2 protein-coding genes are annotated in these 10,013 nt (G+C 74.8%); both read left to right on the top strand.

Annotated elements, in window-relative coordinates:
- The coding region (locus GXP76_RS31060; RefSeq protein WP_242574955.1) for a condensation domain-containing protein at window positions 1–3,987 on the top strand (3,987 nt) is incomplete at its 5' end.
- Window positions 3,984–10,013 (top strand): non-ribosomal peptide synthetase (locus tag GXP76_RS31065; protein WP_242574956.1); only part of this gene is annotated, 6,030 nt, incomplete at its 3' end. The genes GXP76_RS31060 and GXP76_RS31065, both read left to right, overlap by 4 nt.

Raw genomic sequence — 10,013 nt, forward strand, 5'->3', positions numbered from 1 at the left:
TCACGGGAGGACCTCGTCGCCGCCGCCTTCGCGGAAGTGCTGCGCGAGTCCGACGTGCCGCGCGACAAGAGCTTCTTCGACCTCGGCGGCGACAGCATCATGTCCATCCAACTGGTCAGCCATCTGCGCCAGTCCGGTCTCGTCCTCATCCCGCAGGACATCTTCGAGCACAAGACCGTCCAGTCCCTCGCCCGGATCGCGCGGGAGACCGGGCGGCAGACCACCGGCGGGGACGCGGCCGCCGTCGGAGACGTACCCCTCACCCCGATCATGCACTGGCTGCGCGACCAGGGCGGGCCCATCGACGGCTTCCACCAGGCGGTGCTGCTCCGGGTCCCCGGCGGCCTGCGCGAGGACCCGCTGACGGCGGCCGTCCAGTCGCTGATCGACCACCACGACGCCTTCCGGCTCCGCCTCGACCGCTCGGCACCCGGCTGGTCCCTGGAGGTCCGCCCGGCCGGCAGTGTCCTGGCCGCCGACTGCGTACGCCGAGTGCCCGCCGGGACGCTCTCCGGCGACGCCCTCCTGCGCCTGCTGTCCGACGAGACCGCGCGCGCGAAGACCGAACTGGACGTGCGGGACGGCCGCATGGTGCGGGTGGTCTGGTTCGACGCCGGCCCGGACACACCCGGCCGGCTCCTGTTCATGGCCAACCACCTCGCCTGCGACGGCGTGTCCTGGCGCGTCGTGGTGCCCGACCTGATCGCCGCGTACGAGGACGCCGCGGCGGGACGCGGCCCCGCCCCGCGCCCCGTCGAGACATCGCTGCGGCACTGGAGCCGCGCGCTCGACGAGCAGGCCCGTACCCCGGAACGGCGCGCCGAACTGCCCCTGTGGGAGCGGATGCTGGCCGTACCGGGCCCCCGCTTCGCCCGGCGGCCCCTGGACCCCGCCCGCGACACCACCGGCACGGCCCGCTCCCGGACGGTCGTCTACGGCGCCGAGCGCGCCCGGCACCTGTTCACCACCATCCCGGCCGCCTTCCACTGCGAGATCAACGACGTACTGCTCACGGCGCTCGCGCTGGCCGTGCAGCGGTGCACGGGCACCACCGAGGACGTGGTCATCGACGTCGAGGGCCACGGCCGCGAACCGGTCGTGCCCGGCGCCGACCTGTCGCGCACCGTCGGCTGGTTCACCAGCATGTACCCGGTGCGCCTCGCCCCCGGCGCCCCGCTCTCCGGCGGGACGGTGCCCTCCGGCGGCGAACTCGGCCGCGCCCTGCGCGGGGTGAAGGAACAGCTCCGCGCCATCCCGGACAAGGGCATCGGCTTCGGCATGCTCCGCTACCTCAACCCGGAGACCGGGCCCCGCCTGGCCGCCGCCGAGCCCCGGCACATCGGCTTCAACTACTTCGGCCGCTTCCTCCTCCCCTCCGAGGGCGGCGAGCAGGACTGGTCACCGGCTCCCGAGACGGGCATGACGGCGGGTGCCGACGCCGGGATGCCGCTGGACCACCCGCTGTCGATCAACGCGCTCACCGAGGACGCCGCGGACGGCACCGCGCTGCGCATCGCGTTCTCCTGGGCCGACGGGATCGTCGACGAGGAGCGGGTCGACGAACTCGTGGAGAACTGGTTCGAGTTGCTGGACGCGCTGGCCGCCCACGCGGCCGAGCCCGGCGCCGGCGGCCGAACCCCGTCCGACTTCCCCCTGGTCCGGCTCGACCAGCGGGCGATCGAGCGCCTGGAGAGCGACCACCCCGGTCTGGACGAGATACTGCCGCTCTCCTCCCTCCAGCAGGGCATGCTCTACCACCTTCTCCTCGGCTCGCTGAACAACCCCGGGTCCGGCGACCCCGCGGACGTGTCGCACTCCCTGTACACCATTCAGTTCTGGCTGGAGCTGCAAGGGACACTGGACACCACGGCCATGCGGGCCGCCTTCCGCGCCCTCCTCGACCGTCACCGCAACCTCGGTGCGGCCTTCGTGCACACCGGGCTCCCGCACCCCGTCCAGATCTTCCGCCCCGGCATGGACGTGCCCTGGCAGGAGGTGGACCTCGGCGGCCTTCCCGAGGACGAACGCGAGCGCGAGGTCGAACGCCTCCTGGAGAAGGAACGGGCCCGGCCCTTCGAACCGTCCCGCCCGCCGCTGCTTCGGCTTCTGCTGATCGACCTCGGCGGCGACCGACGGCGCCTGGTCCTGTCCACCCACCACATCCTGCTGGACGGCTGGTCGCTGCCGGTCATCATCGGCGAACTGTTCGCCCACTACCGGGCGGCGGTCACCGGGACACCGCACGCCCTGCCCGCCGGCACACCGTTCCGTGAGTACGCCAACTGGCTCTCCCGCGTGGACGGCGAGGCGGCCGAGGCCGCCTGGCGCACCGCCCTGGCGGGCTTCACCCCCACCAAGGTCGGGAACCGGGAGCCCGGCGAACCGGTGCCCTCCCGCCATCTGCGCACCTCGCTGGGCGAGGAGGTCACCGGAGCGCTCGTCGGCACCGGCCGGCGGTACGGCGTGACGCTCGCGACCGTGCTCCAGACCTGCTGGGCCATCCTGCTCGCCGAGGAGACCGGCCGTAGGGACGTCGTGTTCGGCTCCGTGGTCTCCGGCCGCCCCGCCGAACTGCCCGGTGTGGAGACGATGGTGGGACTGTTCATCAACACCGTGCCCACCCGGGTGCGGATCGACCCGGCCGAGTCGCTCGGCTCCCTCTTCGTACGGGTCCAGAACGAACAGGCCAAGCTCCTGCCGTACCAGCACATCAGCCTGACCGACATCCGCCGCATCACCGACAGCGGCGACATGTTCGACACCATGATGTCCTTCGCCAACTACCCCTTCGACGGCGAGTCGTTGCGCCGTCCCGCACCGGACCTGGAACTCGTCCGTGCCTCCGGCGAGGACCGGCAGCACTACCCGCTCGGCGTGGTCCTCAGCCACCGCGACGACGTCCTGAGCCTCCAGATCGAGTACCACCCCCACCTCATCGACCCGGACCGCGCGAACGACCTCGTCGAGCGCTTCGTCGCCCTGCTGACCCGCAGCGCGCACGCGCCGCACAGCGTCCTGGGCGACGTCCGCTCCGCCGAACTCCTCACGGGCGGGGGCGCGGACGCCCCGGTCGCGGCGATCCCGGAGCCGGGCCCCTCCGCACTCGGCGGAGGCACCGGTGTGCTCCTGCCGCTGCGTGAGGAGGGCAGCCGCCCGCCGCTGTTCTGCGTGCATCCCGCGGCCGGTATCGCCTGGTCCTACGCCGGACTCAGCGGGCCGCTCGGCACCGATCAGCCGCTGTACGGGCTTCAGGCACGGGGTCTGGACGGATCACAGGTCCTGCCGGGGTCGGTCGCCGAGATGGCGGCGGACTACGTGACCCAGCTGCGCACCGTACAGCCGGCCGGCCCGTACCACCTGCTCGGCTGGTCGTTCGGCGGCATCGTCGCGCACGAGATGGCCGTGCAACTCCAGCGGGCGGGCGAGGAGATCGGGCTGCTGGCCGTCCTCGACTCGATGCCCGCCGCCCCCGCGCGGGAGAACGGCAACGGAGACGAGGCGAGCGGCACCGGTGACGGTGACACCGACCGCGCCGACGGCGAGGGCACACACCTGCGGTTCGGCCCGGACCACGTGATGCGCACGATCCTCCAGTTCTTCGGCTACGACCCCGCCATCTGGGCCGACGAGGAGATGACCTATCCGCGGTTCCTGGAGATCAGCCGCGCCTACCCCGGCCTGCTCGCGACGTTCGACGAGGCGATGATCGAGACGCTGTGCCGCGTCTACACCAACAACGCCGTCCTCTCCCACGACCACACCCCGTCCCCCTACACCGGTGACCTGCTGGTCTTCACGGCACTCGAAACCTCCGCCGACGCCGCCGCACGCCAGTGGGAGCCGTACGTCGACGGCGGGAAGCCGGACGTGCGCGCCGTGGAGTGCCCGCACGCGGAGATGGGCCGGCCCGGCCCACTGGCGGAGATCGCCGAGATGCTCGCCCCCGCGCTGCGCGGCCGGCCCACGGGGCCGGAGGTGACCGGGTGACCCTGCCGGACCGCTCCGGTCCGGTGCCCCTGACCTCGGCCCAGCGCGGCATCTGGCTGGGGGACCGGCTCGCGGGCCCGGGGCGCTACCACGTGGCCTTCTCCATGGACATCGGGGGACCGCTCGATCCGGACCTGTTCGAGGCGGCCTTCGGGGCGGCCGTCGCCGAGACCGCGCCGCTGCGGGCCCGGTTCACGGTCGGCGACGACGGCGAACCCCGCCAGTGGGACGGGCCGTTGCCGCCGTGGACCGTGGCCCGCGTCGATCTGCGGGCCGAGCCGGTCCCGGCCGCCGCCGCCCTGGCATGGATGCGGACGGACGTGGCCCGGCCGTTCGACCTCGGTGCGGGGCCGCCGTTCCGGACCGCGCTGCTGCGCCTGGCCGACGACCGGTTCCACTGGTACCTCGCCTGCCACCACCTGGTCCTCGACGGCCTGGGCAGCGCCCTGCTGGCGCGCCGGGTCGGCCGGCTCTACGCGGGGCTGGAGCGCGGGGAGCGCCCTTCGCCCGTGGTGCACCGGCCGGACGCGCTGCTGAACGCCGAACGCGCCTACCGCGCCTCGCCCGAGGCGCCGGCGGACCGCGACTTCTGGAAGGCCCGGCTCGCCGGGGCGGCCCCGGTCCGCCACCCCGGCACCGCCGGCGGCCTCGCGGTGCGCGGCGGCGCCCGCCTGCCCGCCGCCGGTCTGGCCGGGCTGCGCGCCACCGCCCTGCGGCTCGGTGTGCGCTGGCCCGTGCTGGCGACGGCCGCCGGAGCGCTGCTCGCACACGTCCGTACCGGCGCGTGCGCCACCGGCGACGTGCTGCTGGGCCTGCCGGTCGGCGGACGCGACCGGGAGACGTCCCTGCTGGCCGCCGGAACCGCGTCGAACATCCTGCCGGTCCGCACGCGCGTCCACGCGCACCGGCCGGCCCGCGAGCTGGTGCGCGCCCTGGCCGACGAGATGAGCGCCGTACTGCCCCACGGGCGCCACCGGTACGAGGACCAGCTCCACGACCTTGGCCTCACCGGCTCGGGCGGTTCGCTCTACGGACTCGCGGTGAACGTGCTGCCGTTCACCTACGGCCGCGACTTCGCCGGGCGACCCGCCGCGATGCGCAACGTCGCCATCGGGCCGGTCCAGGACCTGTCCGTCACCGTGTACCCGGACGACCTGCGCGGCGGCCTGCGCATCGACCTCGACGCCGACCCGGCCCGGTACGGCCGCGCCGAGGCGGCGGCCGAGGCACGCCGCTACGCCAGGCTGCTGCACCGGCTGGCGACCGACCCCGAAGGCGACCTGCGCGACCGCGCCCACCTGTCCGCGGCCGAACGCCGCCGCCCGGCGCCCGGGCCGGCCGTACGACCGGCTGCCGCCCCGACGACACTCCCTCAGCTCTTCGAGCGGGCCGCGTCCCGCTTTCCCGACGCGGTGGCGGTCCAGGACGCCGACACCGTCCTGCGCTACCGCGAACTCGACGCCCGCGCCAACCGGCTGGCCCGCGCCCTGGTCCGGCACGGGGCGGGACCGGGACAGCTGGTCGCCGTGCGGCTCCCGCGCTCCGCCGACCTGGTGACCGCACTCGTCGCCGTGGCCAAGTCCGGCGCCGCCGCCGTCCCCGTCGACCCCGACTGGCCGGACGAACGGATCCGGCTGATCCTGGCCGGCACCCGCCCGGTCCACGTCCTCACACCCGGCGAGCTGACCGTCCTGCTCTCCGGCACGGACGACACCGGCAACCTCACCGACGCCGACCGCGGGGCCCCGCTGCTGCCCTCGCATCCGGCCTACGTCATCCACACCTCGGGATCGACGGGCCGTCCCAAAGGCGTCGTCGTGCCGCACGAAGGCCCCGTCGCGCTGCTGACGGACACCGCCTCCCTCTTCGGCTTCGGCGCGAGCGACGTGTGGACGCTCTTCCACTCCTGCGCCTTCGACTTCTCCGTATGGGAGTTGTGGGGCGCGCTGGCGCACGGCGGGCGCCTCGTCGTCGTCCCGCACGACGTGGCCCGCTCGCCCGGAGCCCTCCTCGACCTCCTCGTCCGCGAGCGCGTCACCGTCCTGAACCAGACCCCGTCGGCCTTCGCCGCTCTCGACCACGCCGACGCCGAGGACCCGGAACGGGGCCGCCGACTGGCCCTGCGGTGGGTGATATTCGGCGGCGACGCGCTGCTGCCGCGGACCCTGCGCGACTGGTACCGGCGCCACGGTGCGGACACCGCCCCCGCCGCGCTCGTCAACATGTACGGCATCACCGAGACCACCGTCCACGCCACCCGCCTCGACCTGACCCCCGGCCACACCGAACACGGCGGGAGCCCGATCGGCGCCGCGATCCCCGGAACCCGGATCCACCTCCTGGACGACAGCCTGCGCCCCGTACCGCCGGGCGTCACCGGCGAGTTGTACGTCGGCGGCCGGTCGCTCGCCCACGGCTACCTCGGACGCCCCGGACTCACCGCGGAGCGCTTCGTCGCCGACCCTTTCGGTCCGCCGGGCTCGCGCCTCTACCGGTCGGGCGACCTGGCCCGGTGGACGACGGACGGCACCCTCCAGTACCTGGCGCGCGCGGACGACCAGCTCAAGATCCGCGGCCACCGCGTCGAGCCCGCCGAGATCGAGGCGGCGCTCCTGGCCCTGGACGGCGTGGCCGGCGCCGCCGTCACCGCCGTCCGCGACGCCGCCCACGCGGAGCCACGCCTGGTCGGCTACGTCGTCGCGCGCGACGCCCACCCCGCGCCCGACTTCCCGGACCGCTCGCGCCGCGATCTGCGCGCGCGCCTGCCCGCCCATCTCGTACCGGCCCAACTGGTACGCGTCGCCGCCCTGCCGATGACGGCGAACGGCAAACTCGACCGCGCCGCCCTGCCCGCGCCCGCCGACCTCGTGCCGGAAGAGGCCGGGACGGACGACCGGGACCTCCCGCCGTTCGCCACCGCGCTCGAACGAGACGTGGCCGCCCTGTTCTCCGAACTCCTCGGCGCGGCCCGGGTCGGCCCGGACGGCGACTTCTTCGACCTCGGCGGCGACAGCCTGCGCGCGGCCCGGCTGGCCGCCCGTATCCGCTCAGCCCACCGGTGCGACCTCGACGTCCGCGACGTCTTCGACCACCCCACGGTCGGCGCCCTGGCGGCCCACGTGGCCCGGCGCGTCTCCGTCCGGGCGCCCGCGCGGACACCGCCCGGCCGCCCGGACCGCATCCCCCTGTCCCACGGGCAGCGGCGTCTGTGGTTCCTGCACCGCCACACCGGTGCGGACGTGACCTACAACGTGCCCCTCGCCGTACGCCTGACCGGTTCCCTGGACCGCGCCGCCCTCGCCGCCGCCCTCGGCGACGTGACCGACCGGCACGAGATCCTGCGTACCGTCATCGAGGAGGAGGACGGCCGCCCCCACCAGCGCGTCCTGCCGCCCGAGACGGGCCGTCCCCGGCTCGTCGAAACAGCCTCCACCACGGCCGAACTCCCCGCCTTGCTGGCCGAGCGCGCACGGCACGCCTTCCGGCTCGACCTCGAACCCCCGCTGAGAGCCGAGCTGTTCACCACCGGTCCGGGCGAGACGCACACCCTGCTGCTCCTCCTGCACCACATCGCCTGCGACCACGCGTCTCTCGCCCCGTTCGCCGCCGACCTCGAAATCGCCTACACGGCGCGGCTGCGCGGTGCTCCGCCCACCGCGCTGCCACCGCTGCCCCGGCAGTACGCCGACTTCGCGCTCGCCCGCCACGCGGACTCCGGCACCGGGACGGACCCGTCCGCCGGCGGGGAAGGCGGGCCGGAAGGCGGGCTCGCCCACTGGATCCGCGCGCTCGACGGCCTCCCCTCCCGCATCGCCCTGCCCGCCGACCACACCGCGCCGCCGACGGACGACGGAGCCACCGTCGCCTTCCGCGTCCCCGCCGGACTGCACAGGCGCCTCGCCCGGCTCGCCACCGCCGAACGCGCCAGCATGTTCATGGTCGTACACACCGCGCTCGCGGTACTCCTCACCCGCCTCGGTGCCGGCACCGACATCCCGGTGGCCACCGCCGTCGCCGACCGGCCCGATCCCCGACTCGACGCGCTGGTCGGCTTCTTCGTCAACACGCTCGTCCTGCGCACCGACACCTCGGGGAACCCCACCTTCCGGGAGCTGCTCGGCCGCGTCCGCGCGGGCGACCTCGCGGCCTTCGCCCACCAGGACGTCCCGTTCGAGCGGGTCGTGGAGGCGCTGGCGCCGCACCGTCCCGAGACCGGCCCGCCCCTCTTCCAGGTCATGCTCGTGGTCACACCGCCGCCCCCCGGACGGCTGGACCTGCCCGGCCTGCGCGCCGAGGTCACCACGGTCGCCACCGGCACCGCCAAGTGCGATCTCGCCTTCAGCCTGTACGAACACCGCGACGCACAGGGCGCCGGCCAGGGACTGGAGGGCGTACTCGAATACCGCACCGCCCTGTTCGCGCCCGGCACGGCCCGTGCGACGGGCGAACGCCTGGTCCGGCTGCTCGCCCGGATGGCCGACGGCCCCGACACCCCGATCGGGCGGGCCGACCTGCTCGACCCGGCCGAACGGCACAAGGTGCTGCACCGGTGGGGCGCGACACCGCCCCGGCCCCGCCCCGTCGTCGGCGCCGCCCGCAGCGTCCCCGAGCGGATCGCCGGGCACACACGCCGCGCGCCGGACGCCGTGGCCCTGCGCTCGGAGACGGAGAACGTCACCTACGCGCAACTCCAGGCCCGCTCCGACCGGCTGGCCGGCCACCTCGCCGCCGCCGGCGTGGGCCCCGGGACACCCGTCGCCGTGCTCATGGAACGAGGCGTCCTGTACGCCGTCACCGTGCTCGCCATCCTCAAGAGCGGAGGGGTCTACGTACCGCTCGACACCCGGGCGCCCCGCGCGCGGCAGACGCGCGTCATCGCCGAGGCCGGCGCCGCCGTCCTGGTCGTCGGTCCCCAAGTGCCGCCCGGGCAGCGGCCCGAGGGGGCGACCGCGGTCCTCGACGCCGCCGACGCCCTGGCCGCGCCACCCCCGCCTGGCGGCACGCCGCCGGTCATGCCCACCGATCCGCTCCAGCTGGCCTGCGTCATCTTCACGTCCGGATCCACGGGAGTCCCCAAGGGCGTCGCCATCACCCACGAGGGCATCCTCGCCCTCGGCGCCGACGCCTGCTACGAACCCACCACCGCCCGGCGCATGGTGATGCACTCCCCGCACTCCTTCGACGCCTCGACGATGGAACTGTGGGTGCCCCTGCTGAACGGCGGCGAGACCGTCGTCGCCCCACCGGGCGAACTGGACCTGCTGACCCTGCGGCGGCTGATCACCGAGACCCGCCCCACCAGCCTGTGGCTGACCGCCGGACTCTTCCACCTGGTCGCCGAGGAGGACCCGGCCTGTCTGAGCACCCTCGACACCGTGTGGACCGGCGGCGACGTCGTCTCGGCCCGCGCCGTCCGGACGGTACGGCGGCACTGCCCGGACACCGGCATCGTCAACGGCTACGGCCCGGCCGAGATGACGACCTGCGCCACCTGGCACCAGGTCACGGCCGCCGACCTGGCCGACACGGCGGGACGGCGGGGCATCCCGATCGGCCGCCCGCTGGACGGCGGGCGGAGCTATGTGCTCGACACCGGACTCCAGCCGGTACCCGCCGGGGTGACGGGGGAGCTGTACCTCGCAGGCACCGGTATCGCGCGCGGCTACCTCGGCCGCCCCGCACCGACCGCCGAACGCTTCGTCGCCGACCCCTTCGGCCCGCCCGGCGAACGCATGTACCGCACGGGCGACCTGGCGCGCTGGCTGCCCGACGGCACCCTCGCGTTCGCCGGCCGCGCCGACGGGCAGGTCAAACTGCGGGGGTTCCGTGTGGAGACCGGCGAGACAGCGGCCGTGCTTCTCGCCCACCCCACCGTGGGCCAGGCCGTCGTGGCGACGCGCGAGGGCGGACCGGGCGGGAAGTACCTGGCCGCCTACGTGGTGCCCGCCGAGGGGGCGACGGCCGACGTGGGGGCACTGCGCGGGCACCTCGCCCGGACGCTCCCCGACTACATGGTCCCCACAGCC

This window comes from Streptomyces sp. NP-1717, assembly GCF_022695985.1.
Taxonomy (GTDB): Bacteria; Actinomycetota; Actinomycetes; order Streptomycetales; family Streptomycetaceae; genus Streptomyces.